25 protein-coding genes, 2 pseudogenes and 1 riboswitch are annotated in these 23,127 nt (G+C 69.5%); of the genes and pseudogenes, 9 read left to right on the top strand and 18 right to left on the bottom strand.

Annotated elements, in window-relative coordinates; all coding sequences use genetic code 11:
* Positions 1-194 precede the first annotated feature (194 nt).
* Both IEZ15_RS45245 and IEZ15_RS31170 read left to right on the top strand, forming a co-directional pair.
* Positions 195-370, top strand: a pseudogene (locus IEZ15_RS45245) (ABC transporter permease); the annotation flags it as partial.
* A 99-nt stretch (positions 371-469) separates the two neighbouring features.
* Positions 470-907, top strand: coding sequence for a hypothetical protein (locus tag IEZ15_RS31170; RefSeq protein WP_114243318.1), 438 nt, complete (start codon positions 470-472; stop codon positions 905-907).
* 200 nt (positions 908-1,107) lie between these two features.
* On the opposite strand, the gene mug is transcribed toward IEZ15_RS31170, so the two are convergent.
* The 8 genes from mug to IEZ15_RS31130 form a co-directional block, all read right to left on the bottom strand.
* On the bottom strand, positions 1,108-1,671 hold the full coding sequence (gene mug, locus IEZ15_RS31165) for a G/U mismatch-specific DNA glycosylase (RefSeq protein WP_189280357.1): 564 nt from the start codon (positions 1,669-1,671) through the stop codon (positions 1,108-1,110).
* Positions 1,672-1,690: 19 nt separating this feature from the next.
* Positions 1,691-3,133, bottom strand: a complete 1,443-nt coding sequence (purB, locus tag IEZ15_RS31160) for an adenylosuccinate lyase (RefSeq protein ID WP_189280356.1) — start codon at positions 3,131-3,133, stop codon at positions 1,691-1,693.
* A gap of 59 nt (positions 3,134-3,192) precedes the next feature.
* On the bottom strand, positions 3,193-4,041 hold the full coding sequence (locus IEZ15_RS31155) for an SGNH/GDSL hydrolase family protein (protein ID WP_189280355.1): 849 nt from the start codon (positions 4,039-4,041) through the stop codon (positions 3,193-3,195).
* A 93-nt stretch (positions 4,042-4,134) separates the two neighbouring features.
* Positions 4,135-4,791 carry a LysE family translocator gene (locus tag IEZ15_RS31150; RefSeq protein ID WP_189280354.1) on the bottom strand — a complete coding sequence of 219 codons (657 nt, stop codon included), beginning with the start codon at positions 4,789-4,791 and terminating at the stop codon, positions 4,135-4,137.
* A 182-nt stretch (positions 4,792-4,973) separates the two neighbouring features.
* Entirely contained in the window at positions 4,974-5,993 is a 1,020-nt protein-coding gene (locus IEZ15_RS31145) for a hemolysin family protein (protein WP_114243313.1), read from the bottom strand.
* Complete coding sequence (locus IEZ15_RS31140; RefSeq protein WP_189280353.1) at positions 5,990-7,327, bottom strand: hemolysin family protein; 1,338 nt, start codon at positions 7,325-7,327, stop codon at positions 5,990-5,992. The genes IEZ15_RS31145 and IEZ15_RS31140 overlap by 4 nt, the downstream gene beginning before the upstream one ends.
* 174 nt (positions 7,328-7,501) lie before the next feature.
* Positions 7,502-7,927, bottom strand: a complete 426-nt coding sequence (locus IEZ15_RS31135) for a GNAT family N-acetyltransferase (RefSeq protein WP_189280352.1) — start codon at positions 7,925-7,927, stop codon at positions 7,502-7,504.
* Between the two features lie 62 nt (positions 7,928-7,989).
* The gene (locus IEZ15_RS31130; RefSeq protein WP_189280351.1) at positions 7,990-10,719 is read right to left on the bottom strand and encodes a SpoIIE family protein phosphatase/ATP-binding protein; all 2,730 of its coding nucleotides are present in this window, start codon (positions 10,717-10,719) and stop codon (positions 7,990-7,992) included.
* Positions 10,720-10,989: 270 nt separating this feature from the next.
* On the opposite strand from IEZ15_RS31130, the gene IEZ15_RS31125 reads away from it, so the two are divergent.
* Entirely contained in the window at positions 10,990-11,217 is a 228-nt protein-coding gene (locus IEZ15_RS31125; RefSeq protein WP_189280350.1) for an antitoxin, read from the top strand.
* On the top strand, positions 11,214-11,585 hold the full coding sequence (locus tag IEZ15_RS31120) for a fic family toxin-antitoxin system, toxin component (protein WP_093551070.1): 372 nt from the start codon (positions 11,214-11,216) through the stop codon (positions 11,583-11,585). The genes IEZ15_RS31125 and IEZ15_RS31120 overlap by 4 nt, the downstream gene beginning before the upstream one ends.
* A 30-nt stretch (positions 11,586-11,615) precedes the next feature.
* On the opposite strand, the gene IEZ15_RS31115 is transcribed toward IEZ15_RS31120, so the two are convergent.
* The 4 genes from IEZ15_RS31115 to bioB all read right to left on the bottom strand — a co-directional run bounded on the left by IEZ15_RS31115 (position 11,616) and on the right by bioB (position 15,527).
* Positions 11,616-12,293, bottom strand: a complete 678-nt coding sequence (locus IEZ15_RS31115; RefSeq protein WP_189280349.1) for a class I SAM-dependent methyltransferase — start codon at positions 12,291-12,293, stop codon at positions 11,616-11,618.
* Positions 12,294-12,372: 79 nt separating this feature from the next.
* On the bottom strand, positions 12,373-13,062 hold the full coding sequence (bioD, locus tag IEZ15_RS31110; RefSeq protein ID WP_189280348.1) for a dethiobiotin synthase: 690 nt from the start codon (positions 13,060-13,062) through the stop codon (positions 12,373-12,375).
* 1 nt (position 13,063) lies between these two features.
* Positions 13,064-14,368 carry an adenosylmethionine--8-amino-7-oxononanoate transaminase gene (locus tag IEZ15_RS31105; RefSeq protein ID WP_189280347.1) on the bottom strand — a complete coding sequence of 435 codons (1,305 nt, stop codon included), beginning with the start codon at positions 14,366-14,368 and terminating at the stop codon, positions 13,064-13,066.
* Complete coding sequence (gene bioB, locus IEZ15_RS31100) at positions 14,361-15,527, bottom strand: biotin synthase BioB (protein WP_114243305.1); 1,167 nt, start codon at positions 15,525-15,527, stop codon at positions 14,361-14,363. Before bioB ends, IEZ15_RS31105 begins: the two co-directional genes overlap by 8 nt.
* A 142-nt stretch (positions 15,528-15,669) precedes the next feature.
* Between bioB and IEZ15_RS31095 the strand changes: the two genes are divergently transcribed.
* Positions 15,670-16,812 carry an 8-amino-7-oxononanoate synthase gene (locus IEZ15_RS31095; RefSeq protein ID WP_189280346.1) on the top strand — a complete coding sequence of 381 codons (1,143 nt, stop codon included), beginning with the start codon at positions 15,670-15,672 and terminating at the stop codon, positions 16,810-16,812.
* On the opposite strand, the gene IEZ15_RS31090 is transcribed toward IEZ15_RS31095, so the two are convergent.
* Positions 16,805-17,011 carry a DUF397 domain-containing protein gene (locus tag IEZ15_RS31090; RefSeq protein ID WP_114243303.1) on the bottom strand — a complete coding sequence of 69 codons (207 nt, stop codon included), beginning with the start codon at positions 17,009-17,011 and terminating at the stop codon, positions 16,805-16,807. The genes IEZ15_RS31095 and IEZ15_RS31090 overlap by 8 nt on opposite strands.
* Before the next feature lie 24 nt (positions 17,012-17,035).
* On the bottom strand, positions 17,036-17,896 hold the full coding sequence (locus IEZ15_RS31085) for a helix-turn-helix domain-containing protein (protein WP_189280345.1): 861 nt from the start codon (positions 17,894-17,896) through the stop codon (positions 17,036-17,038).
* A 204-nt stretch (positions 17,897-18,100) separates the two neighbouring features.
* Here IEZ15_RS31085 and IEZ15_RS31080 point away from each other — a divergent pair, with 204 nt between their 5' ends.
* Complete coding sequence (locus IEZ15_RS31080) at positions 18,101-18,529, top strand: ATP-binding protein (RefSeq protein WP_189280344.1); 429 nt, start codon at positions 18,101-18,103, stop codon at positions 18,527-18,529.
* Positions 18,530-18,572: 43 nt separating this feature from the next.
* Here IEZ15_RS31080 and IEZ15_RS31075 read toward each other — a convergent pair whose 3' ends face one another.
* Positions 18,573-19,511, bottom strand: coding sequence for a LysR family transcriptional regulator (locus IEZ15_RS31075; RefSeq protein WP_189280343.1), 939 nt, complete (start codon positions 19,509-19,511; stop codon positions 18,573-18,575).
* 72 nt (positions 19,512-19,583) lie between these two features.
* Here IEZ15_RS31075 and IEZ15_RS31070 point away from each other — a divergent pair, with 72 nt between their 5' ends.
* On the top strand, positions 19,584-20,219 hold the full coding sequence (locus IEZ15_RS31070) for a LysE family translocator (RefSeq protein ID WP_114243299.1): 636 nt from the start codon (positions 19,584-19,586) through the stop codon (positions 20,217-20,219).
* A gap of 83 nt (positions 20,220-20,302) precedes the next feature.
* Here the strand turns inward: IEZ15_RS31070 and IEZ15_RS31065 are convergent, their stop codons facing one another.
* The 3 genes from IEZ15_RS31065 to IEZ15_RS31055 all read right to left on the bottom strand — a co-directional run bounded on the left by IEZ15_RS31065 (position 20,303) and on the right by IEZ15_RS31055 (position 22,338).
* Positions 20,303-20,776, bottom strand: a complete 474-nt coding sequence (locus tag IEZ15_RS31065) for a C40 family peptidase (RefSeq protein ID WP_189280342.1) — start codon at positions 20,774-20,776, stop codon at positions 20,303-20,305.
* Positions 20,777-20,779: 3 nt separating this feature from the next.
* Positions 20,780-20,952: riboswitch (cyclic di-AMP (ydaO/yuaA leader) on the bottom strand.
* 434 nt (positions 20,953-21,386) lie between these two features.
* Complete coding sequence (locus tag IEZ15_RS31060; RefSeq protein WP_189280341.1) at positions 21,387-21,695, bottom strand: hypothetical protein; 309 nt, start codon at positions 21,693-21,695, stop codon at positions 21,387-21,389.
* A gap of 7 nt (positions 21,696-21,702) precedes the next feature.
* Positions 21,703-22,338: an ATP-dependent Clp protease proteolytic subunit gene (locus IEZ15_RS31055; protein WP_308427461.1), complete on the bottom strand. Its 636-nt coding sequence runs from the start codon at positions 22,336-22,338 to the stop codon at positions 21,703-21,705.
* A gap of 265 nt (positions 22,339-22,603) precedes the next feature.
* Here IEZ15_RS31055 and IEZ15_RS46500 point away from each other — a divergent pair, with 265 nt between their 5' ends.
* Together IEZ15_RS46500 and IEZ15_RS31050 are read left to right on the top strand one after the other, a co-directional pair.
* Positions 22,604-22,732, top strand: coding sequence for a hypothetical protein (locus IEZ15_RS46500; protein ID WP_268250449.1), 129 nt, complete (start codon positions 22,604-22,606; stop codon positions 22,730-22,732).
* Between the two features lie 20 nt (positions 22,733-22,752).
* Positions 22,753-23,127 (top strand): annotated as a pseudogene (locus IEZ15_RS31050) (IS3 family transposase); the annotation flags it as partial.

Raw genomic sequence — 23,127 nt, 5'->3', positions numbered from 1 at the left:
GCACGGACCCGGCGGCTCCCCCGAGCGGACCCGGCGGCTCCCCCGAGCGGGGGGAGGCCTGGCACCGGGCGCGACCGCGCGAAGGCCGGGGAGATCGGTGCGACAGCCGCCGCCGAAGGCATTTCCGTCCTCGAACTCATCGATGAACAGGCCACGTTGGAACAGGCCTGCCTCGACCTCACCTCCGACGCCATGGAGACGTCGCCGGCGGCGCGGCACAGTATCTGCCCGACAGGGCAGGACAGTTGGTGCTCCACCAGAGCCCAGAAGGCAGTTTTGGACCGTGTGGAGCGGACTCACGGTGGCAGCGACGTGGGCATCGGCGGCACTACCCGCAGGCTGGTGGGCGATCCGGCGAAGGGACGCATAGCCCGCTGCCACGTCCTCAAAGATGGAGCAAGACGGCTGAAAGCCCCTCAAAGCCCATGACGCGGGGCGGCTTGTCAGTGCTGGGCGGTTTACTAGCGGCATGACCACCGCACATCACCTCCGCCTCATCGACGGGATGCGCACCCGGGAATTCCCCGCGGAGCGCATCCGGTCAGGCTCGGGAGTCAGCGGGCCCGGCTATCACACAGTTTCCTTGCACGCGGACATCGATCACTGGGACGACGACGAGGCAGGGCGACTGGAGCACCGGGCCCAGTGCCTCGCAGAGCATGACGCGCTGCTGACGCTGTTCACCGGTCGCTGGGGCGAGCCGCAGGCGATCAGTCTGTGGAGTGCGCAGGAGCGGATGATGGCCGGTGAGGAAATACCGGAGGCATGGGCCGAGACGGTTGCGGGCTGCGAGTATCTCCAGCTCTGGCGGATCGAGGACCGATGGGTTGCCATGGGGCTCTACCTGGAGGAGGAAGGCCCCGGTTGCGAGTTGAGCGTTGTAGTGACGGAGATTGATCCGCCGTGACGTGAGCAGGCTGCTGCCCGCTGAGGCGGAGCGCGACAGCCGTCCGCTGTGTCCGGCCCGGGTATCCGCCTCCTGCGGACGGGCCCTGGCCCCGCCACCGCTCGCCGTCATGGGCCAGGCACCAGCCTCCTGCCACGGACACAACCGCAACCGCAACCGGACGGCCATCGGCATCGAGTCGCCGTACAGCCGCCGGGGAGTCAGGTTCCTTCGGTGGTGCTGATGCCATCGCATTCGACAGAGGTACGGAGGCGTCCGTACTCCTCCGCCATCGTCTGAGCGGTCCAATGGGCGTTCAGGCCGCTGGGGTTGGGCAGGGCCCAGACGCGGGCGCCGCCGATCGTGTGGTCCTGCGGACCGATCCGGGCGGTTCGTTTGCCGAAGGCGGTGCGGTACGCAGTGACCCCCACGACTGCCAGCCACCGCGGTCGCAGCTGCTCGACCTTGGCTGCCAGGATCTGTCCGCCCTCGCGGAACTCCTCGGTGGACAGCTCGTCCGCCCGTGCGGTGGCCCGGGCGACCACGTTGGTGATGCCCAGTCCGTATCGCAGCAGTTCGGTCTGTTCTGCCGGCTTCAGCTGCCGGGGGGTGAAGCCGGACCGGTGGAGTACCGGCCAGAAGCGGTTGCCGGGGTGGGCGAAGTGGTGGCCCGTTGCCCCTGTCATCAGGCTCGGGTTGATCCCGCAGAACAGCACACGCAGGCCGCCCGCGACCACATCGGGAACGGTGCTGTCGCGGGCGGCCTGGAGCTCTTCGGGTGTCATCCGGCTGCGGTGGCGGCTGTCAGAGGATGGAGCCCGGCGTGTATGCGGCGGCCTCGGGGTGCTGCTTGGTGATCTCCTCGATGCGGGAGATCAGCGCGGTGACCTGGTCGCCCGCCGCTCCCGTGAAGGAGAGCTTGTCGGCCATCAGCGCGTCCAGCTGTGCGCGGTCCAGCGGGATGCGCCCGTCGGCGGCCAGCTTGTCGAGCAGCTCGTTGCGCTCGGCGCCCTGCTCACGCATGGCCAGGGCCGAGGCGACCGCGTTCTCCTTGATCGCCTCGTGGGCGACCTCACGGCCGACACCGGCGCGCACCGCACCCATCAGAACCTTGGTCGTGGCGAGGAACGGGAGGTAGCGGTCCAGCTCGCGGGCGACGACGGCCGGGAACGCCCCGAACTCGTCGAGCACCGTCAGGAAGGTCTCGAGGAGACCGTCGAATGCGAAGAACGCGTCGGGGAGTGCCACGCGGCGGACCACGGAGCAGGACACATCGCCCTCGTTCCACTGGTCGCCGGCCAGCTCGCCGGTCATCGACGCGTAGCCGCGCAGAATGACCATCAGGCCGTTGACGCGCTCGCAGGAGCGGGTGTTCATCTTGTGCGGCATCGCGGAGGAGCCGACCTGACCCGGCTTGAAGCCCTCTGTCACCAGCTCGTGCCCGGCCATCAGACGGATCGTCTTCGCGACCGACGAGGGCGCCGCGGCCAGCTGCACCAGTGCCGTCACCACGTCGTAGTCGAGTGAGCGCGGGTAGACCTGGCCGACCGATGTGAAGGCCTGAGCGAAACCGAGGTGCCCGGCGATGCGCTGCTCCAGCTCGGCGAGCTTTCCGGCGTCGCCGCCCAGCAGGTCGAGCATGTCCTGGGCCGTGCCCACGGGACCCTTGATGCCTCGCAGCGGGTAGCGGCCCAGCAGGTCCTCGAGCCGTCCGTAGGCCACCAGCAGCTCGTCGGCCGCGGTCGCGAACCGCTTGCCGAGCGTGGTCGCCTGCGCGGCGACGTTGTGGGAGCGGCCGGCCATGACCAGCTCGCGGTACTCGCCCGACAGCTTGCCGAGCCGGGCCAGGACCGCCACCGTGCGGTCGCGCATCAGCTCCAGGGAGAGCCGGATCTGCAGCTGCTCGACGTTCTCCGTGAGGTCCCGGGACGTCATGCCCTTGTGGACCTGCTCATGGCCGGCGAGGGCGTTGAACTCCTCGATCCGGGCCTTGACGTCGTGCCGGGTGACCTTCTCGCGCTCGGCGATCGAGGCAAGGTCGACCTGGTCGACGACACGTTCGTAATCAGCGAGCGCGGCGTCCGGCACCTCGATCCCGAGGTCCTTCTGAGCGCGCAGCACCGCCAGCCACAGCTGGCGTTCCAGCTTCACCTTCTGCTCGGGGGACCAGAGGACGGCCAGCTCCGTGGAGGCGTAGCGGCCGGCCAGGACATTGGGGATGCGAGGCTTCGCAGACACAGCAGTCACGTGTCCAGATTCTACTGGCGGTTTGTGCAGGCCAGCGCCGCGGTCCGGTTTGTGGGTTGCTACGAGAGCGGAGTCACATCCACCTGGCGCCACGTCGCCACCGGGCCGGGGTCGCGGGCATCCTCGGGGGTGACCCAGAACGCTCTCCCCAGTTCAGCGCTGTACTGGGCGCCTGTCCGCCCGTCTCCGGACGAACGGCCGGTCAGACGGCGGCCGATCCACGGTATGAGGTGCCGACGGGCGAAGCGGGCGTCGTCGACGCGTCGTACCGCCCATTTCGGAGGTGCGGAGGCCGGGAGCGGCGTCCGCCAGTCGTTCTCCGGCGGCAGCCGCAGCGTCTGCCAGACCGCCTCCGCCACCCGGCGGTGGCCGTCGGCCGTCAGATGCAGCCGGTCGACGCCCCACAGACGGGGGTCGCCCAGGGCCGGTGCTCCGTACAGATCGACGACCGACGCTCCGTGGCGGGCAGCCAACTCGTCGACCAGGGAGAACAACTCCTCCATCCGAGGGCGGAAGCGTTCCATCACCGGGCCGTTGCGACCGGGGCTGCGCATGAGCACAAGCTTCCTGCACGAGGGCGCGAGACGCTCCACGGCCTCTTCGAGCTTTTCGCGGACCATGCCCATGTCGCACTTGGGCCGCAGCGTGTCGTTGAGACCGCCGACGAGCGTGATGACATCGGCCTGCATGGCGGCGGCCGCATCAACCTGCTCGTCGACGATCTGCGCGATCAACTTGCCCCGTACGGCGAGATTCGCGTAGCGAAATCCCGGGGTGCGGACCGCGAGCCGTCCGGCGAGGATGTCTGCCCAGCCCCGGTATGAGCCGTCGGGCAGCAGGTCCGACATGCCCTCGGTGAACGAGTCGCCGACCGCGACGAGACTGGTGTAGGAGGCATTCATTTCCATGGCGATGCGATCGTATCGCGGTGGGGTCCGATCCCTTCCGGAAGGCGCAGGCCGGGTACCGGGCGTCGCAGTGCGCTGACGGCGGTCGCGTTCTCAGTCGCTCAGGGCCAGCCGCAGGCCGAACCCGGCGATGACGGTCCCGGTGATCCGGTCGAGCAGCCGACGGGCCTGCGGGCGTTGCAGCCAGCCCCGCAGCAGCTGGGCGAAGGCGATCAACAGCACCGACCAGAGCAGGCCGAGCACGATGTGCACCCCGGTCAGCAGGAGGCCTGTGGCGAAGTGCGGGGCGCCTGCCGGGATGAACTGGGGCAGGACGGCCACGTAGAACACGCCCATCTTCGGATTGAGCAGATTGGTCAGGGCGCCCTGCCGCCACCCGGCAGCGAGCCCGTCGGTTCCTTGAGAAGCCAGGGCATGAGCCTTGGCCTCCGGCACCTCCACCCCCTCGGCGCCCCGGCCGCGCAAGGTGCTGATGATCATGCTTCCGCCCATCCAGAGCAGATACGCGGCTCCGGCGTAACGCAGCGCTTCGTATGCGACGTGCGAGGCGGTGAGCAGTGCTGTGACACCGAGCGAGGTGAGCGCGCCCCAGGCCAGGGTTCCGCTCTGGATGCCGAGGACGACACCGAGTGCACGCTTGCGGTGACCGAGCGCCGAGGTGCGAAGGACGAGGGCCGTGTCGAGGCCCGGAGTGAGGGTGAGGAGCCCTACGACCAGGGCGAATGACCATAGTGCGGTGCTGATTGCCATGGACTGTCAGCCTAACCGAGCCGGGTGGCGCCCCCTTCTGCGGGTGGGCGCGGCCGAACCCGCACCGCGCCCCCGCCGGTCGGCCTGCCTGCGATGGAACCCGCACCGCGCCCCCGCCGGTCACCGGTCGGCCTGCCTGCGATGGAACCCGCACCCGGCCCCCAGTGGCCCCCGTCCAGCGGTCAGCGCGCCTGCGGTCGGCCCACCAGCTCGCGCAGCACATCCTCCATCGTGACCATTCCGGCGAGTCGATCGTCCTCGTCCAGAACCGCCGCCAGATGTGTGCGGCTGCGCCGCAGCGCGGTCAGCACGTCGTCGAGCGGTGTGGCGGCCCGCACCCGGGCGATCGGCCGCATTGCCGACACGGGGAACGGCACATCGCGCGGTGTGGCGTCCAGGGCGTCCTTCACATGGAGGTAGCCCAGGATCCGCTCCTCGCTGTCCATCACCGGGAAACGCGAGAAGCCGGTCTCGTACGAGAGCTGCTCCAGCTGTTCCGGCGTCGTCCCGATCCTCGCGTACACCACCCGCTCCACCGGCATCACCACATCCCGCACCGGGCGACGGCCCAGCTCAAGGGCGTGGTGCAGCCGCTCGGCAGCGCGGTCGTCGACCAGCCCGGCGTCCCCGGCGTCCTTCACCAGCCGGGCCAGTTCGTCGTCGGAGAACGTGGCGGACACCTCGTCCTTCGTCTCGACCCGCAGGAGCTTCAGCAGCGCGTTGGCGAAGGCGTTGACGGCGAAGATCACCGGGCGCAGCGCCCTGGCGAGGGTCACCAGCGGCGGTCCGAGCAGCAGTGCGGTCCGCACGGGCTCGGCCAGAGCGATGTTCTTCGGCACCATCTCGCCGAGCAGCATGTGCAGATAGGTCGCCACGGACAGCGCGATCACGAACGAGATCGGATGGATCAGTCCGTGCGGCACACCCACCGCGGTGAAGAAAGGTTCCAGCAGATGCGCGATGGCCGGTTCGGCGACGATGCCGAGGACCAGCGTGCAGAGGGTGATGCCCAGCTGTGCCGCCGCGAGCAGCGCCGATACGTGTTCGAGGCCCCAGATGACGCTGCGCGCCCGCCGGTTCCCGTTCTCGGCCTCCGGCTCTATCTGGCTGCGGCGTACGGAGATCAGCGCGAACTCCGCGCCGACGAAGAAGGCGTTGACGACCAGTGTCATCAGTCCGATGAAGAGCTGGACGGCGGTCATCGTGCTTCCTCCGTCTGCTCGTCGTCGCCGGGCAGCGGCGCATGCAGCAGGGCTCGCGCGGCACGGCGCCCGGAGGCGTCCACCACATCGACCCGCCAGCCGGCCAGCTCGATCGAATCACCGACGGCAGGGATGCGGCCGACCTCGGTGGCGACAAGTCCGGCGAGCGTCTCGTACGGTCCGTCCGGCACCCGCAGTCCGATTCTCTTCAGCTGATCGAGGCGGGCGGCGCCGTCGGCCGACCACAGGGTCCGTCCGTCGGCGTCCTCACCCGCCGGTGCCAGGTCCGGCGTCTCGTGCGGGTCGTGTTCGTCGCGCACCTCGCCGACCACCTCCTCGACGATGTCCTCCAGAGTCACGACGCCGGCCGTCCCGCCGTACTCGTCGATGACGACGGCCATGGCGAGCTTGCCGGACAGCCGGTCCAGGAGCCGGTCCACGGTGAGGGTCTCCGGTACGAGCAGGGGCTCGCGCAGCATCTCCGAGACGCGTGTACGGGGCCGCTGCTCGACCGGGATGGCCAGCACGTCCTTGATGTGTGCCACGCCGACGACGGTGTCCAGGTTGCCCCGGTAGACGGGGAAGCGGGACAGCCCGGTCGCACGGGTGGCGTTCGCCACGTCCTCGGCGGTCGCCTGCACCTCAAGTGCGGTGACCTGCACCCGCGGGGTCATGACGTTCTCCGCCGTGAGCTCCGCCAGATTGAGGGTGCGGACGAACAGTTCCGCGGTGTCGGCCTCCAGTGCGCCCGCCTTGGCCGAGTGCCGGGCCAGTGCCACCAACTCCTGCGGGCTGCGGGCGGAGGCCAGCTCCTCGGCCGGTTCCAGGCCGATGCGGCGCACGATCCGGTTCGCGGTGTTGTTGAGGTGGCTGATGAACGGTCGGAAGACGGCGGTGAAGGCCCGCTGCGGGGTCGCCACGGCCTTCGCCACGGCGAGCGGGGAGGAGATCGCCCAGTTCTTCGGGACGAGTTCGCCGACGACCATCAGGAATACGGTGGACAGCGCGGTTCCCAGGACGAGGGCCAGGGAGGACGCCACGCTGGGGGACAGGCCCACGGCTTCCACCGGACCGCGGATCAGCTTCGCGATCGACGGTTCGGAGAGCATGCCGACCACCAGGTTGGTGACGGTGATGCCGAGCTGTGCGCCGGAGAGCTGGAAGGTCAGGCTGCGTACGGCCTTCATGGCGCTCGCCGCGCCGCGCTCACCCCGCTCCACGGCCCGTTCGAGCTGACCGCGCTCGACGGTCGTCAGAGAGAACTCAGCCGCAACGAAGGCGCCGCAGGCGAGCGAGAGCAATACCGCCACGAGCAGCAGAAGCACTTCGGTCATCGGTTCACCTCCGTCCCATGATCGGGCAGGGGCAGGAGGATCGCTCGATGTCGGCGATGTCGGCTACTGGGAGGCTCGCCCATGGGCGGACGCTCACACCTTTCGGAAGGATCGGTCAGGAGACCACCCATCGTAAAGGATCGGCAAAGTCGTTTGCCCTTTCGGCTGATCGTGTCAGTCCGTGAGGGGCTTCACCCAGCGCCGCCAGCGATCCTCGCGGTGGTAGCCACCCGCAGTCCACGTGTGGTGCGCCCGTTCGTTGGCTTCCAGGACCATGGCGTCCACCCGTCGCCCGCCCAGAGAGACGAACCGCTGTTCCGCTGCTGCCATCAAGGCGGTGGCGATGCCTCGCCGGCGGCAGTCCGGGTGTACGGCCAGCCGGTAGACGGAGCATCGCCAACCATCGAAACCGGCTATGACGGTTCCCGCGAGAAGGCCCTCGCGCTCTGCGAGAAGCAGGGCTCCGGGGTCCCTCGAGATGAGTCGCGCCACCCCGTCGTGGTCGTCGCTGATGCTCGTTCCTTCCGCGGCTTCGCGCCAGAACCGCAACACGGGGTCGATATCGGTGAGGCCGGCGCAGCGGATGTGGAGATCACTCATGGGGCGACCCAAGCAGAGGGCCGGCCTGCTCGGCGAACGATTTCCGCGCGGAGATCCGGCTGTCAGAGTTCCGCGTCAAGGATGTTCAAGAACGCCGTGCCGCCCACGCTCCCATCGGGTCGGGGCAGCGCCAGCTCCGCCCAGATGACCTTTCCCTGGGGGGTGTAGCGGGTGCCCCAGCGTTCGGAGAGTTGCGCGACGAGGAACAGGCCGCGGCCTCCTTCATCCAATGCCGCGGCATACCGCAGATGGGGCGAGGTACTGCTGCTGTCGGCCACCTCACAGGTCAGGGTGCGGTCGCGCAGCAGCCGTATCGTGACCGGGGCGGAACCGTGGCGGATGGCGTTGGTGATCAGCTCACTGAGCACCAGCTCCATGGCGAACGCGAGCTCGGACAGCCCCCAGTCGTCGAGCTTCTCGGCCGCGGCGGCGCGCATCCCCGCCACAGCGGCGGGATCGAACGGCACGTCCCAGTCGGCGACGTGGTCGGGCGGGATCGCCCGTGTGCGAGCGATGAGCAGCGCCACATCGTCCTTCGGCCGACTGGGCAGGAGCTCCTCGAGCACTGCCTGGCAGCTCTCCTCCGGCGGCCGGTCGGGATGGGACGCCAGCGCCTGACGCAGCAACTCCATCCCCACGTCGATGTCCCGGGTGCGGTCCTCGATGAGCCCGTCGGTGTAGAGGACGAGCTGCGCGCCCTCCGCCAGTTCCAGCTCCGCGGTCTCGAACGGCATGCCGCCCAGGCCCAGGGGCGGCCCGGCCGGCAGATCGGGGAACGACACACTGCCCTCGGGCTGGACCAGCGCGGGCAAGGGATGCCCGGCCCGCGCCATGGCGCAGTGGCGGGAGACGGGATCGTAGATCGCGTACAGGCAGGTGGCGCCTGTGATCACCGCACCGACGGTCGTCTCCACCTCCTCCTGGTCGATACGCCCGACCAGGTCGTCGAGGTGATTGAGGATCTCGTCGGGCGGCAGGTCGAGCGTGGAGAAGTTGTGCACGGCCGTGCGCAGCCGTCCCATCGTGGCGGCTGCGTGCAGGCCGTGGCCGACGACATCCCCGACGACCAACGCCACCCGACTGCCCGGGAGCGGGATCACATCGAACCAGTCGCCACTCACCCCGGAGAGCGCGGGCAGGTATCGATGGGCGACCTCAAGGGCGCTCTGCTCGGGCAGGGCCCGCGGGAGCAGGCTGCGCTGCAGAGTCACGGCCATGGCGTGCTCGCGGGTGTAGCGGCGGGCGTTGTCGATGCTGACCGCCGCCCGGGCGACCAGTTCTTCGGCCAGGGACAGGTCGTCCTCCTCGAAGGGCTGGGGCTTCTCCGAGCGCCAGAAATTGACCATGCCCAGGATGACGCCCCGTGCCTGGAGGGGCACCGTTATGAGCGAATGGATGCCGTACTCGATGATCCTTTGTGTCCGCTCCGGTTCCTGGGCGAGCCAGCCGGGTGCGGCGGACAGGTCGGGCACCAGCTCGGACCGGCCGCTGCCGAAGGCCTGTGCCTGCGGAGTGGAGGGGAGGAAGTCGATCAGGCGGCCGCGTTCATAGAGGGGATGGTCGTCCCGGATGCCCTGGATCGCGGTGCGGCGCATGTCCGTGCCCGTACTGGTCGGCTCGTCCCCGTGCAGGACCGGGTCGGACAGATCGACGGTGACGAAGTCGGCCAGCCGGGGGACCGCGACCTTCGCCAGTTCCTCGGCCGTACTCACCACGTCGAGGGTGGTACCGATGCCGAGCCCGGCGTCGTACAGAAGTCTCAGCCGCTGGCGGGCGATCTCCGCCCTTCCGGACAGCTTCCGCAGCTCCGTGGAGTCACGCAAGGTCGCGACCGTCCCCTCGGGGCCACCGTGGCGATCCGTGGGCCGCTGGTTCACCGCGAGCAAGCGGTCCCCCGCAAGGAGCACTTCGTCCGTGGCCGCACGGCCCGAGGTCAGCAGCTCCACCGTGCCGGGATCAAGGCCGGGCAAGTCCGAGATGTGCCGCCCCTCGGCGTCGTGCGGCAGATCCAGCAGCCGTCGGGCCTCGTCGTTCGCCAGCAGCAGCCGACCGTCGTTGCCGACGATGAGCACGCCTTCGCGTACGGCGTGCAGCACCGCGTCGTGATGCTCGTACATGCGAGTCATCTCGGCGGGGCCCAGACGGTGGGTCTGCCGCCGCAGCCGTCTGGCCACCAGCGCCGTCCCGGCCGTGGCCACGGCAAGCGCGGCGGCTCCGGTGCCGAGGATGATCGGAATCTGCCGGGACACCACGCTGGTCACGTTCTTGACCTTCATGCCGGCCGACACCAGGCCCACGACCTTGTGACCGAGGTCGTAGATGGGGACGGTCGCCTGCACCTCGCGGCCGAGCGGGCCTTTGACGGTCTCGGTGTACACATGGCCGGCCAGCGATGGCCCGATGGTGCCGACGAACCTTTTACCGATCTGGCTCGGATCGGGATGCGTGTAACGGATCCCCTTCGTGTCCATCACCACGATGAAGTCGACGCCGGCCGCTTTCCGAGCCGCCTCGGTGAGCGGCTGGAGGACTTTGGAGGGATCGGGTGACTTCAGCGCGGCCAGGACGCCCGGCGAGTGCGCGAACGTCTCTGCGACGGCGATCGAACGCTGTCTCGCCTCCGTGTTGGTGTCGTGCCGGGACTGCAGCAGGAGTGCCAGCACCGCGGCCGCCACGAGGAACACCACCAGAGCCACCTGCAGGGCGAAGACCTGCCCGGCGAGGCTCCAGGGGTGTTTCTCCGTGAGTGACCGAACCGGTGCGTTCCGGAATCGGCCGAAACGTCTGGCCACATTGCCCTTTCTAACACCGCAAGGTCGACGGCGCGTGAGGCGAGGCAGGCCAGGGAGGGCCTTTCCGGCGGGAGCACACGGCCGTCGCAATCCGCTTCTGGGGGCCGCCGCATCCCGGTGGCACCCTTCCCCTTGCCCCGGGCGGTGCCCTCGCAGAGTCGACGAAGAAGGCGGAGGTCGAATTCCGCCATGCGGTCACCGGCGACCGGTGTACAGGGCACCCGAGGGCTCCTCTTGCCGGTGCTAGCGCACCCGCGCTAGCGTGTTTCTGTGCCCAAGACTCAGCTGAACGTGAGAGTGGACGAGGCCACCGCCGAGGCCGCGCGACAGCGCGCGATGCAGAGGGGAATGAGTGTGAACCGCTACATAGAGGAGCTCGTGAAGCAGGATGCGGGCGAGGTCGGACACACCTTTGTCGAAGCCGCGGCCGACTTCATGAAGCAGTACGAGTCGGTGTTCGCCGAGGAGTTCGGCCCGGAGTGCAAAGGCACGCGTTGAACCTCCAGATCGACCTTTCCTGGCTGCTCATGGTGGCCGAGCACAAGACCCCCGGCGATCCGCAGGTCGTCGACTGGGGTGCGCTCGTGGCTGCGGTGGCCCGTCATGAGGCCGAGATCTTCGGCAGCCCCGTCTACAGCGACCCGCACTCCAGGGCCGCTGCCCTTCTGCAGTTGCTGCTCCACGTTCCGGCGCTCGAACACTCGAACGCGATGTTCTCCTCGGCCGTCGCATACGGCTATCTCGTCGCCTCCGGGCTCAAGGTCATCACCTCCCCCGAGCAGGTGCGCGACCTGGCTCGACTGGTGAAGGAGGGCAAGGCGGACGTCCGGGCCATCGCCGACGAACTGCGCCAGTGGAGTCTGTGACACCGCCGGTACGCGGTGGTGGCCGATGCGTCAGTCGACCACGGCCGGCCGCCGCGCCACGCCCAGCACGCATGCGGACGTGGGCAGCCGGATTCCCCAGTCGGGCATCCTGACCCTGCGGTAGGTCTCCACCGTGAACCCGGCCCTTTCGATGGCGGCCAGGGTGTCGCGCGCCGTGTGGCACCCGCCCGTCACCAGCGGCCAGACCGTACGGTCCAGCGCCCGCTGGGTCGCTGCCATGGCCCGGTCGTCGGCCCGCACATGCTCGAAGAAGCGCAGCTCGCCGCCCGGCCGCAGCACCCGTACGATCTCCGCGAGCGAACGCTCCACATTCCGTACGGTGCACAGCACCAGCGATGTGACGGCCCCGTCGAACGCCTCGCTCTTCACCGGCAGGGCCTCCGCCACGCCCGGCACCACATCCACCGGAATTCCGGCACGCAGCGCCGACCGCACCGCCAACTGCCGCAGGCTGCGCTCGGGTTCGATGGCCACCACCTCCGACACCACGGGCGGGTAGTGCGCGAAGTTCAGGCCGTTGCCCGCACCTATCTCGATGACCCGGCCGGACATACCGGCCAGCAGCTCCGAGCGCAGCGCGCCCAGTCCCGCCCCGGTCTCCGCGGCCACGCTCATCCGGGCGTAGAACCGGGCGAAGACGGGGTGGTGCACCGTGTCCTCCGGGATTTTCGTGCTGCGCAGACGCATGACGGACCTCCTCGACACGGTGCTCGACCGGAAAGGTACGGCTGTTTCGATTCTCCCCCGTCCCTCGCGGCTCGTCCGCTCAATCGGCCGGCCGATTGCCGCCCAGTTCCGCCGCCAGCCAACTCCCGGCCAGGACACGGAAGTCAGCAGGCGCCAGCGCCCCCGCACCGGCCGGTACGGCACCCAGCAGCGGGGCGCCCGCAGCCACCGGAAGGTCTGCCAGATTGCAGCGCGCCGCGAGGTCCGGCTCGGCGGGCATGCTGCCCACCACCACACCGAGGCACTCCAGCCCCCGGGCCCGCAGGGCCTCCGAGGTCAGTGCGGTCGTGTTGAGCGTGCCCAGTCCGGCCGCCGCCACGACCAGGACCGGTGCGCCCAGCAGCCGTGCCGCGTCGGCCAGGGTCGCGCCGTCGTCGTCGAACCGTACGAGCAGTCCCCCCGCACCCTCGACCAGCACCAGATCGTGTTCGGTCGCCAGCTTCTCGGCCGCCTCGGCGACCTCGTACGGCCGTACCGGCGGGAGACCCGCTCTGCGGGCGGCCGTGGCAGGTGCCAACGGCTCGGGGAAACGGGCCAGTTCGACCGCGGTCACATGGCCGCCCGCCAGCCGTGCCACCTCTGCGGCATCCCCGGGCTCGCCGGGGGCCAGGCCCGTCTGGGCGGGCTTGAGCACCGCGACACTGCGGTCCCGGCACGCCGCCGCCACGGCCGCGGTCACGACCGTCTTGCCGATCTCCGTGCCCGTACCTGTCACCACCAGAACCGTCATCTCAGCCCTCCCGCGCAGCCGCGCACACGGCGCGGCAGATCCGCGCCACATCCTCGTCACCGGTCACATACGGCGGCATCGTGTAGACGAGATCGCGGAACGGTCGCAGCCACACGCCCTCCCGTACCGCCGCCCGGGTCGCGGTCTCCATGTCCACCTCGTGATCGAGCTGTACGACACCGATAGCGCCCAGCACCCGCACATCCCGTACCCCGGGCAGCTCCGCCGCCGGGGCGAGACCGTCCCGCAGCCCGCCGCCGATCCGCTCGACCTCTTTCTCCCAGTCCTGGCCGAGCAGCAGGTCGATGGAGGCGCACGCCACCGCGGAGGCGAGCGGATTACCCATGAACGTGGGCCCGTGCGCCAGCACCGGCACCTCGCCGCGCGAGATGCCCTCCGCCACCCGCGAGGTGCACAGCGTCGCCGCCATCGTCAGATAGCCGCCGGTCAGTGCCTTGCCCACGCACATGACGTCGGGCGAGATCCCCGTATGCTCCGCAGCGAACAGCTTCCCCGTACGGCCGAAACCGGTGGCGATCTCGTCGAACACCAGCAGCACGTCATGTGCATCGCAGGCCTCGCGCAGCACTCGCAGATAGGCGGGGGAGTGAAACCGCATCCCGCCCGCGCCCTGCACCACAGGCTCCACGATCACCGCGGCCAGCCGGTCGGCGTGCTCCGCGATCAGTTCCCACAGGTGTTGTACGTACGCGGCATCCGGCTCCGCGTCGAATCCGGCCGGCGGCTCGTCCGCGAAGATCTGCCGGGGCAGTACGCCGGACCACAGCTCGTGCATGCCACCTTCGGGGTCGCACACCGACATCGGCTGCCAGGTGTCCCCGTGATAGCCGCCGCGCCAGGTCAGCAGTCGCTGCTTGACCGGCCGCCCGACCGAGCGCCAGTACTGCAGACACATCTTCACCGCGACCTCGACCGACACCGACCCGGAGTCGGCGAGGAAAACATGCTGCAGCGGCTCCGGGGTGATCTCCACGAGCCGCGTGGCCAGCCGCACGGCGGGCTCATGGGTGAGCCCGCCGAACATCACATGACTCATCCGGTCCAGCTGACCGCGTGCCGCTCCATTGAGCACCGGGTGGTTGTAGCCGTGCACCGCCGACCACCAGGACGACATGCCGTCGACCAATTCGTGCTGCCCGTGGGCCGGTTCGGCGAGCCGGAGCCGTACCCCGGACGCGGACTCCACGACCAGCGGCTCCTGACGCCCCGGCATCGGGCCGTACGGGTGCCAGACGTGGTCCCGGTCCAGGGACCGCAGTTCGGCCGGGGAGAGGGCCTCAGGCATTGGGGGCGAGATCCGTCCCCGCGCCGCGACGGCGGACCGCCACCAGATCCGTGCGTGCAGCCGGAATCCCGCTCGGCTCGGCGGCGGCATCTGCGGGCGCGTCGCCACAGGGTGCGCACCCGCCGTCGTGCGAACCGCAGCCGCCACCCGCCTGTGCACGGTGCGCAGGCAGCGTCGTCGTCCCCGCTCCCTCCACCTCGAAACCGGCGTCCGCGATCATGTCCAGATCCGCCTGCCCCGCCTGTCCCTCACTGGTGAGGTAGTCGCCCAGGAAGATCGAGTTGACCAGGTTCAGCGCGAGCGGCTGCATCGAGCGCAGATGCACCTCACGCCCGCCCGCGAGCCGCACCTCCACGTCCGGGCAGACGAACCGGATCATCGCCAGAATGCGCAGACACCGCTGCGGGGTGAGGTTCCACTCCTTGGCCAGCGGGGTGCCCTCGAACGGGATCAGGAAGTTCACCGGTACCGAGTCCGGGTCGAGCTCGCGCAGCGAGAAGACGACATCGACCAGATCGGCGTCGCTCTCACCCATTCCGGCGATCAGCCCGGAGCACGCCGAGAGCCCGGCGGCCTGCGCCTGCTGCACGGTCTCCACCCGGTCCGCATAGGTGTGGGTGGTGGTGATGTCCCCGTACGTCCCCTCGGACGTGTTGAGGTTGTGGTTGTACGCGTCGGCTCCCGCCGACCGCAGCCGGTCGGCCTGTCCGTCGGAGAGCAGACCGAGGCAGGCGCACACCTCGACGCCCTCGTGTCGCTCCTTGATCGCCTCGATGGCCTCCGACACCCGGTCGACATCCCGGTCCGTCGGACCGCGACCGCTGGCCACCAGACACACCCGCTTGGCGCCACCCGCCACCCCGGCGGCGGCGGCCTTCGACGCCTCGTCCGGTTTCAGCCAGGTGTACTTGAGGATCTCGGCCTTCGAGCCGAGCCGCTGCGAGCAGTACGAGCAGTCCTCGGGGCAGAGCCCGGACTTGAGATTGACCAGATAGTTCAGCTTCACGCGCCGCCCGAACCACTGACGGCGCACCTTTCCGGCCGCGGCCACCACTTCGAGCAGATCGTCGTCCGAGGTCGCCAGTACGGCGAGGGCTTCTTCGCGGGTCGGCAGTTCGCGCCGCAGTCCCTTGTCCACCAGCGTGTTCAGGAGGTCCATGGCGTTGATCCTGTCCTACGGCACTGCCCGCAGCCAAGGAGGAACCGGACAACAGAGCCCGTCTGGGGTGTGTGTATTGCCACACCATGACCCGCTGCATGCCCGGTTAGGGTCTGTGAGCTGCCTACAAAAGGGACCGCTCATGCCCTTCGCCCCGTTCGACTGGATCGACGACGAGGCGCGCCGCCGTGCGGACGCCGGACTCGTCCGCACGCTCCGCCCCCGGCCCGCCGAACCGGAACTGCTGGACCTCGCGAGCAACGACTATCTGGGCCTGACCCGGCACCCCGAGGTCACCGCCGCCGCGGCCGGGGCCGCGCGCAGGTGGGGAGCGGGGGCGACCGGGTCGCGGCTCGTCACCGGCTCCACCGCATTGCACGCCGAACTCGAACGCGAGCTGGCCGATTTCTGCGGTTTCGAGGCGGCCCTGGTGCTGTCATCGGGCTACGCGGCCAATCTCGCCGCCCTCACCGCACTCACCGGCCGCGGTTCGCTGATCGTCTCCGACGCGGGCAACCACGCCTCGATCGTGGATGGTTGCCGGCTCTCCCGGGCCGAGACCGCCGTCGTACCGCATGCCGATCCCGATGCCGTACGCAAGGTCCTGCACGCACACGGGGGACGCGCGCTGGCGGTCACCGACTCGGTCTTCTCGGTCGACGGCGACGCCGCGCCGCTGCCCGAACTGGCCGACGCCTGCCGGACGGAGGGCGCGGCACTGCTCGTCGACGACGCGCACGGCCTCGGAGTGCTGGGCGAAGGCGGCCGGGGTGCGCTCGCCGCCGCCGGTCTCGCGGGAGGCGAGGGAATCGTCACCACGCTCACCCTCTCCAAGTCCCTGGGCAGCCAGGGCGGGGCGGTCCTCGGTCCGGCCCGGGTCATCGAACACCTGGTCAATACGGCCCGTACGTTCATCTTCGACACGGGCCTCGCACCGGCCGCGGCGGGCGCCGCTCTCGGGAGCCTGCGGCTGATCCGTCGCGAGCCGGAACGCGCCGACAGGGCCCGTGCGGTCGCCACCGCTCTGTACGAGCAGCTGACCGAGGCCGGTCTGACCGCCGTTCGCCCCGACGCGGCCGTGGTCTCGGTGCGGGCACCCTCGGCGGACGCCGCGGTGCGCTGGGCGGCCGACTGCCGCGCCGAGGGTATCGCGGTGGGATGCTTCCGGCCGCCATCGGTGCCGGACGGTGTCTCCCGGCTGCGGCTGACCGCGCGAGCCGATCTGACCCAGGAGCAGATCGCCACCGCCGTGGCGGTCGTACGGCGGACCGCTCCCGTCAGCTGACCGAACCCCGGTGCAGGCCGGAGACAAAAGATGTCCAGGCCGCCGCCGAGAACCGCAGCGGTGGCCTGGACACATCCTTGGAGTCCCGCACGGCCAGCCGCCCGTCTCCGAACGGCGCGGCCTCCACACAGTTGTTCATACCCGTGCTGCGGCTGCTGCGCCGCCACCGTAACTCGTGCTGTGCGAGGCAATCCGACATGAGCCCCCCTCGGGCAGTCCGGTGTCACCGACCGTCGCGGTCGACCGCGGCGATGAGGTCCAACGAGTGCTCCGGCGACAGCGCGTGTGCCTGCATCGTGCGGAAGGCCGAGCTGTACGCCTCAAGGTCTTCTTTCCGCTCCAGATAGAGGCTACTCGTCAAATGGTCGAGAACTACCACGTCCAGATCAGAAGTGTTCGGAAATGAGAAGATTACGAAAGGACCGGTGAGGCCGGCATGGCCGCCCACCGAGAACGGCAGCAACTGAAGCTCCACATGGGGCAGTTGAGCCACGCGAGTCAGATGGCGCAGCTGGTCTCTCATCACCCGGCGCCCGCCGACCTCGCGCCGGAGCACCGCCTCGTCGAGCACCGCGCTCAGTCGCAGCGGCGGATCGGTCCGCAGCACCCCCTGCCGGGCGAGCCGCACCTCCACCAGCGAGTCCAGCCGGCCGGCGGGCAACCCGTCCAGCGAGGCCCGGGTCACCGCACGTGCGTAGTCGGCCGTCTGCAGGAGCCCCGGCACCACCGAGGTCTCCAGGGTCCGTGCGGTCCGGGCCTGGGACTCCAGACTGATGAAGTCGCGGTACTGCGGCGGGATCAGGCCGCGATAGGCGTGCCACCACCCGGTGCCGCCACCGCCCGCAGAACCCGCCAGCGCCGCCAGGAGCGTCCGCAGCTGCGTGTCGTCCACGCCGTACGCGTCCAGCAGCCGGGTCACATCGGCCGGCCGCACCCCACTGACACCGGTCTCGATCCGGCTCACCTTCGACTGGTGCCAGCCGAGCATCCGCGCGGCGTCCCGGCTCGTCAGTCCGGACACATGGCGCAGACTCCGGAGCTCCTCCCCGAGCTTGCGGCGCCTCACCGCAGGGCCGTGCTGCATCTGCGGCCTCCCTCCCTCTTCTGCCGAGCGGACAGTGTGACGCCCGCATAGGGTCTTGCGTGGCAGGGTTCACCGCATTGAGCGACAGATATATGCATATCTTGGTGGATCGCCGTCACAGAGGGCAGCATCAGTGGCAATCTGGCGCGAAGCACAACCGGGACCGGTCGCGGGTCGGTCCAAGTGGGAAAGGGACGGCTCGCCATGGCAGACCATCAGGAAGCAAGCGTCACTCTGCCGAGCGATCCGGTCTCGGTCTCGTCGGCCCGGAGATATGTGGCAAGGGTGCTGACCGAATGGGGCCTGGCCATCGACACGGAGTTCGCCGACAGTATCCGACTCATCGTCTCGGAACTCGCGACCAACGCAGTCCAGCACACCTTCGGACAGTCGCCCACCTTCACCGTGGACCTGAGGCTGGAGCGGGAGGAACAGCTGCATCTGGGTGTGACGGACAGTCACCCGCGCTGGCCCCGGCGGCTGCCGGCCGCCGTTCAGCAGGACAACGGACGCGGCATGGTGATCATTCGCTGTCTGGCCAAGGAGTGCGGGGGCCGGCTCACCGTCACCCCCACTGCCGACGGAGGCAAGACGGTCTGGATCGCGCTCCCGTGGAGCACCCTGCAGAGCTGACCGACCGTCCGATCCGCCGCCTCCCCGCCTCCCGATCGTGTGATCACCCGCCCTCGCCGCCCGGACGCTGCGCCGAGGCAGCCCGGCCGAACCCACTGCGCAACAGCGCCTGGAGTGTTGCCGCCGCGGCGCTCGCCCGGTTGCCGCGGTGCACCATCGAGATCGTCCGCCGGAACGAAGCGGGTTCCAGCCGCCGCACGGACAACGGCGTCGACGACATCGCGGCAACCATCTCCGGTACGACGGCCATTCCGATGCCCGCGCTGACCAGCGCACACACCAGCGCATAGCCGGGCGACTCGCAGACCACGGCGGGCGTCGCCCCTGCTTCGGCCAACGCCTGCTCCACCCCACGGCGCGGTGGATGCGTCGGCGCGCTGCTGATCAGCGGGCGCCCCGCCAGTTCCGTCACCGGCAGTCTCCCGGTGCCTTCGGACAGCATCTGCCCGACCGCCGTGATCAGGACCAGTTCCTCGACCAGCAGCGGTTCGGCGAATACCCCGGAGGGCCAGGAGGCTGTGGCAGCCGGCTCGTACACATGGGTCAGCGCGAGATCGACCTCGCCCGCGGCCACCGCCGCGACCCCGTCCGGCGGCTCGTACTCGGTGACCGCCAGTTCCACATCCGGGTGGGCGCGACGGAAGGCGCTCAGCACCGGCGGCAACAGATGGATGCCCGCGGTGGTGAACGTGCCGACCCGGAGGCGTCCGCCGGAGAGTCCGGAGAGACGGGTCAGTTCGTGGCGGGCCAGGTCCATCTCGTCGAGGATCCGGCGTGCGCGTCCGACCAGCAGCTCGCCGGCGGCGGTGAGGCGGGCCCCTCGGTGGTGGCGCACCAGCAGTGCGGCGCCCGCCTCCCGCTCCAGCTTGGCGATCTGCTGGGAGAGCGCGGGCGCGGTGTATCCGAGTCGGGTTGCGGCCCGGGTGATCGATCCGGCCTCCGCGACTGCCACCAGCGCCGCGAGCCGTGTCGGGTCGTACATTAAGCGTTCCTTTTGGCAGACCCAGAAGATTGCAAGTACACGCTAAAGGCTCCGCCGGGCCAGGGTGGACCCATGGACGCACAATTGATCGCCTTCATCGGGATCGCCGCTGGAATGGTCGCGCTGCCGGGCGCGGACTTCACCGTCGTCGTACGCAACGCGCTCGCCTCCCGGTCAGCGGGGGTGGCGACCGCGCTGGGTGTTGCCGGTGGACTCCTCGTGCACACCGCGCTGGCCGTCGCCGGGCTTGCCGCTGTGCTGGTGACGCTGCCCGTACTGTTCCGCACCGTTCAGCTGCTCGGCGGGGCCTACGTCCTCTACCTCGGCATCAGCGCCCTGTGCGCGGCGCGGCGTCGCACCACGGGCGGGGCGGGCGGGGCCGAGGGCGAACCAGCAGGGCAGGGAACCGTACGCGCACTGCGCCAGGGCTTCCTCACGAACGCCCTGAATCCCAAGGCGCCGGTGCTCTTCCTGAGTCTGCTGCCGCAGTTCGTTCCCGACGGGCAGCCGCCGCTCCCGAGGACCTTGCTGCTCGCAATGATCGTGGTGCTGCTGGCGCTGATCTGGTTCCCCGCCGTGGCCCTCATGGTGGACCGGCTGGGCCGGTGGCTGCGCCGGCCGCGTACCGCCCGCGCCATCGAGGGTGGCAGCGGCGCGGCGCTCACCGGTCTGGGGCTGGTGCTGGTGTCAGGCCCCCTGCTGCACTGAGTGGCGAGCGGGTGGGCGGCGGAGACCAGGGCCTGTCCGCCGGATCACGGCCGGGGGCGCGGGCCCGGTCCGCCGGACAGGCATCAGCGGACCCGCCCGTAATAGACGCTCTTCGTCCAGATCTTCTCCAGCCGCACCACCGCGCCGGTTCTCGGCGAGTGCCAGATCCTGCCCTTACCGGCGTAGATCCCCACGTGGTAGATGCTGCGGCCGTAATGGAAGAAGACCAGATCGCCGCGTTGCCGGTGCGAGGCCGGGATATGGCGGGTCTTGTTGTACTGCTGCTGGGCCGTGCGCGGGAGCTTCTTGCCCGCCTTTTTGAACGAATAGACCGTCAGACCCGAGCAGTCGAAACGGTTGGGGCCAGTGGCCCCCCACCCGTACGGCGATCCCTTCTTCGAGGCGGCGATGCTGAGTGCCTTCATCGAGAGGGTCGCTGCCTGGGCCTGCGGCGTGGCGCCCGGGGCAAGCATGGTGCCGCCGACGGCGGCCAGTGTCAGAACCGAGGCCGTGCCGGCCCGGGCGAGCAGAGACGGGACATGAACCTGCGCAGTCATGCGCAACCCTTCGTCAGCCGCCTGTGAAGGATGACCTGTCGGGTTCGGGCTGGCGAAGTTGCCCGGCCGCGCTCGGCGGCTTCACCCCGAGGGGCGACCGGTGTTCCGGTCGACCCGTTGTGCTCGGGTCCTCCACTCCTGCCGATCCACTTCTGTCGACCAGGCATCCGGACGGCGGCAGGACTCGGCGTCCGCCCGGACCGCCCCGTCGCGGTGGCGGGGGCTTGTCGTCCCAGGGATCTTGACGCACCGACTGCCGGATTTCCGATGGGAAACGACGATATGTGACTCTCCTCACGAATGGCCTGTTTGGGTGAGAATGATGACGCCGAAGACCGTGCACGTCACTCGGACCGGTCTCGTACCAGGGGTGGAATGGCAGATTCCGCTCACTGCCCTCGCAGAAAGAGCAAGTTGAGATGTCGCCCGTGAGGGGGAACTCCTACGCCGAACGAGCTAGGAATTTCGACGTGCCTGCCGGGCGTGTCGCGCAGGGGAGTTGAGCGAAGTCCGCCGGAGTCGGGGTCGGCGTGGGTTGAGCAAACCCCGTCGGAGTTGAAGTCGGGGGAGTTGGCCGTACCCGGCCGGGGTCGGAGAAGAAGTGGGCTGATCAACTCGTCTGAGCAGGGGGTACGGTGACGCGTCCGGCCCGCCGTTCCCCGTCCAGTACGCGCAGCGCCCGTGCCAAGGTGGCGGCGTGGATCTGCGCCTCGCCGCGCTCATGCATCAATGCGAGGGCGTCCCGCAGTGCGCCCGCCCGTGAGGCCAGTGCCTGCGCGGCGCGCAGTGCGCCGTAGGTGTCGCTGCCGCGGGCCGGGTTGATCCGGCCCAGCTGGTCAAGGACTTCGAGGTAGCAGTCGATGAACTCCCCCTCGGCGCGCGTCAGTGCGGGGAGCGGCGGCAACTCCGGTGGCTGCATCGGACGTTCACCTCGCACTGTGCGGCGGGTGTGACGACTTCCGGTTCTCCATGATGTGGTCCACCAGACCGTACGCCTTGGCGCCCGCCGCGTCGAGGATGAGGTCGCGCTCGATGTCGGTGGCGATCTGCTCTGCGCTGCGGCCCGTGTGACGGGCCAACAGTGTGGTGATCATCTCGCGGACCCGTTCCAATTCCCGTGCCTCGATCTCCAGATCGGACGGCCGGCCCTGAACCGGCTCGGTGAGTTCGGGCTGCTCCACGACGACCCTTGCGCCGGGCAGTGCGTGCCGCCGGCCGGGAGCGCCCGCGGCAAGCAGCGTGGACGCGCAGGAACCGGCCTGGCCGAGGCAGTAGGTCTCCACCTCGCAGGTGAGGTACTGCATCGTGTCGTAGATCGCGGACATGGCTCCGAACGAGCCGCCGGGGGAGTTGATGTAGAGCGAGATGGGCCGGTCCGGGGCGTCGTGTTCCAGATACATGAACTGGGCGATCAGATCGGTGGCCGCGGTGTCGTCGACCGGCGTACCGAGGAAGACGATCCGTTCGGCGAGCAGCTTGGAGTACGGATCGAGGGTGCGGGTCCCGTTGGTCGTGCGCTCGGTGAACTCGGGCAGCACGTAACGGGCGGTGGGGCGGAACAGCATGGCGTTGCCTTTCCTCCGGGGCTGTACGGGGATCTGTACTGTGAAAAATGTACAGGACGTACAGAAGGTTATGGGAGCGTGATCCTGTTGATCCACTAAAAGTCCCAGGTCAGAGGCTGTTTTGGCTGTTCGCAGAGGGCGGATATCTCACAATCTCTAGACATCTCCCTCCGAATGGCGGGCCGCCCGGGACGCCGGGGCCCTGGAAAACCTGGTCGACCGCCGGACCAGCCCGGCCCGTGCGAAGAAGTCCGCAGCGGAGGTGGAGAACGAAAAGCTGCGGCAGCAGGTGGAGCGGTTGCAGAGGGACCTGGCAGGGAACAAGGCCGCACTCGAGGTGATGGGAAAAGCTTTCGCGCTCTTGGAAATGATCTCCGAGAGCGCGGACTGAAGCCTGCCGCCGGCCCTGTCGTGGACGAGGCGTTCACCGGCGTCGAGGCTCAGCTGGGCATCATGGCCGCCTGCCGGCTGACCGGCCGCTCCCGCGCCACGCACTACCGTCGGCTCCGGCCGGCACCACCCCGCAGAGCACGTGCCCCGCAGGTGCAGCCATCGGCCCTGACGGCCGAAGAGCGGGCTGCGGTAGTCGAGTTGATGAACGGTGACGAGTACGCCGAGCCGGCGCCCGCGCAGATCTGGGCCCGCGAGCTGGATGCCGGGCGCTATCACTGCTCCGTCTCGGCGATGTACCGGATCCTGCGCGAGCAGGATCAGTCCGGTGAGCGCCGACGGCAGGCCACCCATGCCGACAAGACGGTGCCCGAACTGGTCGCCACCGGGCCCTCG

The organism is Streptomyces atratus (assembly GCF_014648655.1).
Lineage (GTDB): Bacteria > Actinomycetota > Actinomycetes > Streptomycetales > Streptomycetaceae > Streptomyces > Streptomyces atratus.
Note: the sequence above shows the minus strand (reverse complement) of the source record. Positions and strands in the feature narration are given on the sequence as shown.

What these genes read in the sequence shown, in the direction of transcription:
- mug (WP_189280357.1), bottom strand. Translation starts at nt 1,671, where the DNA reads ATGACACCCGAAGAGCTCCAGGCCGCCCGCGACAGCACCGTTCCCGAT.
- IEZ15_RS31070 (WP_114243299.1), top strand. Translation starts at nt 19,584, where the DNA reads ATGGACGCACAATTGATCGCCTTCATCGGGATCGCCGCTGGAATGGTC.
- IEZ15_RS31080 (WP_189280344.1), top strand. Translation starts at nt 18,101, where the DNA reads ATGGCAGACCATCAGGAAGCAAGCGTCACTCTGCCGAGCGATCCGGTC.
- bioD (WP_189280348.1), bottom strand. Translation starts at nt 13,062, where the DNA reads ATGACGGTTCTGGTGGTGACAGGTACGGGCACGGAGATCGGCAAGACG.
- IEZ15_RS31075 (WP_189280343.1), bottom strand. Translation starts at nt 19,511, where the DNA reads ATGTACGACCCGACACGGCTCGCGGCGCTGGTGGCAGTCGCGGAGGCC.
- IEZ15_RS31170 (WP_114243318.1), top strand. Translation starts at nt 470, where the DNA reads ATGACCACCGCACATCACCTCCGCCTCATCGACGGGATGCGCACCCGG.
- IEZ15_RS31150 (WP_189280354.1), bottom strand. Translation starts at nt 4,791, where the DNA reads ATGGCAATCAGCACCGCACTATGGTCATTCGCCCTGGTCGTAGGGCTC.
- IEZ15_RS31115 (WP_189280349.1), bottom strand. Translation starts at nt 12,293, where the DNA reads ATGCGTCTGCGCAGCACGAAAATCCCGGAGGACACGGTGCACCACCCC.
- IEZ15_RS31155 (WP_189280355.1), bottom strand. Translation starts at nt 4,041, where the DNA reads ATGGAAATGAATGCCTCCTACACCAGTCTCGTCGCGGTCGGCGACTCG.
- IEZ15_RS31145 (WP_114243313.1), bottom strand. Translation starts at nt 5,993, where the DNA reads ATGACCGCCGTCCAGCTCTTCATCGGACTGATGACACTGGTCGTCAAC.
- IEZ15_RS31135 (WP_189280352.1), bottom strand. Translation starts at nt 7,927, where the DNA reads ATGAGTGATCTCCACATCCGCTGCGCCGGCCTCACCGATATCGACCCC.
- IEZ15_RS31095 (WP_189280346.1), top strand. Translation starts at nt 15,670, where the DNA reads ATGCCCTTCGCCCCGTTCGACTGGATCGACGACGAGGCGCGCCGCCGT.
- IEZ15_RS31105 (WP_189280347.1), bottom strand. Translation starts at nt 14,368, where the DNA reads ATGCCTGAGGCCCTCTCCCCGGCCGAACTGCGGTCCCTGGACCGGGAC.
- IEZ15_RS31065 (WP_189280342.1), bottom strand. Translation starts at nt 20,776, where the DNA reads ATGACTGCGCAGGTTCATGTCCCGTCTCTGCTCGCCCGGGCCGGCACG.
- IEZ15_RS31090 (WP_114243303.1), bottom strand. Translation starts at nt 17,011, where the DNA reads ATGTCGGATTGCCTCGCACAGCACGAGTTACGGTGGCGGCGCAGCAGC.
- IEZ15_RS31060 (WP_189280341.1), bottom strand. Translation starts at nt 21,695, where the DNA reads ATGCAGCCACCGGAGTTGCCGCCGCTCCCCGCACTGACGCGCGCCGAG.
- IEZ15_RS31140 (WP_189280353.1), bottom strand. Translation starts at nt 7,327, where the DNA reads ATGACCGAAGTGCTTCTGCTGCTCGTGGCGGTATTGCTCTCGCTCGCC.
- bioB (WP_114243305.1), bottom strand. Translation starts at nt 15,527, where the DNA reads ATGGACCTCCTGAACACGCTGGTGGACAAGGGACTGCGGCGCGAACTG.
- IEZ15_RS31085 (WP_189280345.1), bottom strand. Translation starts at nt 17,896, where the DNA reads ATGCAGCACGGCCCTGCGGTGAGGCGCCGCAAGCTCGGGGAGGAGCTC.